2 protein-coding genes and 1 pseudogene are annotated in these 1,095 nt (G+C 72.8%); all 3 read left to right on the top strand.

The window, feature by feature from the left end; genetic code table 11:
- Positions 1–199, top strand: a pseudogene (locus tag AC1D01_RS35980) (TIGR02270 family protein); the annotation flags it as partial.
- The gene (locus AC1D01_RS35975) at positions 199–384 is read left to right on the top strand and encodes a hypothetical protein (protein WP_477874494.1); all 186 of its coding nucleotides are present in this window, start codon (positions 199–201) and stop codon (positions 382–384) included. The pseudogene AC1D01_RS35980 and the gene AC1D01_RS35975, both read left to right, overlap by 1 nt.
- A 130-nt stretch (positions 385–514) precedes the next feature.
- The coding region (locus AC1D01_RS35970; protein WP_477874492.1) for a LysM peptidoglycan-binding domain-containing protein at positions 515–1,095 on the top strand (581 nt) is incomplete at its 3' end.

Raw genomic sequence — 1,095 nt, 5'->3', positions numbered from 1 at the left:
CTTCACGCCCGGCACGCGCCACTTCCTGGGGCAGCCCGTGTCCGTGGCCCACTGCCTCGCCGCGCTGAAGACCGGCTCGCAGCGCCAGCGTGCCGCCGCGGCCGAGCACCTGTGCCTGCTGAAACCGGGCACGCCCTTGTTCAACACGGCCGCCCCCGCCTGGYGCCAGAAGCGGCTGCTGGAAGAATGGACGGCCTGATGCCCCTCATCGACGCCAAGCTGATCCTCGCCATCCTCGGCCCGGCCTTCCTCGCGCTCGGCCTCGCACGCTGGCTCGCCGCCGGCCGCGTGATTCCGCAGGCCAAGGCCTGGCTGCTGGTCGGCGCGATCTTCTCGGCGGTGGCCACGTGGTTGTGGTGGCAGGCACTTTCTTCACACGGATGACGGGGTGAAGCGGTTCTGATCCGGCCCCGGGTCGGGGCACAATCTGCCGTTCGCCCTCCAGCGGCGCCGCTCCCACCCGGGCGGCATCCCGGCTGCCGGGCTCCGCTCACTTCGACTGAAGATGGAACGCATGATCGCAACCACTGATCGCTCGGCGCCGTGCCGCCTCGCCGGCACGGCCGCCCTGATGTCGGCCCTGGTCGCGGCGCTGGCGCTGTCGGCCTGTGCCACCAAACCGGCTGAACCACCCGCGGAGGCCCCGGCCACCACGCCCGCCGCCCCGGCCCCTGCCCCGGAGCCCCCGCCGCCGCCCACCCCGGCGATGCAGGCGCAGGCGCAGAAGGTCGCCCAAGGCGTCGTCGAGCTGCTCGAGGCCGGCAACGAAGAGCAGGCCCGCGCCGAGCTGCAGCGCGCGTTGAGCCTGGACCCGGCCAACAAGCTGGCGCTGAACCTGCAGAAGCAGATGACCGAGGACCCGCAGGCCACGCTCGGCCGCGAGTCGTTCCCGTACGTGGTGCGCTCGGGCGACACGCTGTCGCGCATCGCCGGCCGCTTCCTCGGCGACATCTACGCGTTCCACATCCTCGCGCGCTACAACAACATCAAGGTGCCGCGCCAGGTGGGCGAAGGCACGACGATCCGCATCCCCGGCAAGGCACCCCCGCCGGAAGTGGCCCGCCCGACCCGGCCCGTGCCGGCCAAGCCCGAGCC

The organism is Rhizobacter sp. P3_B12 (assembly GCF_056402895.1).
The sequence above is the reverse complement of the archived record's forward strand: the minus strand, read 5'-3'. Positions and strand labels throughout refer to the sequence as shown.

Bases quoted from the DNA above. Each gene is read 5' to 3' on its own strand.
- AC1D01_RS35975 (WP_477874494.1), top strand. From the start codon at position 199: ATGCCCCTCATCGACGCCAAGCTGATCCTCGCCATCCTCGGCCCGGCC.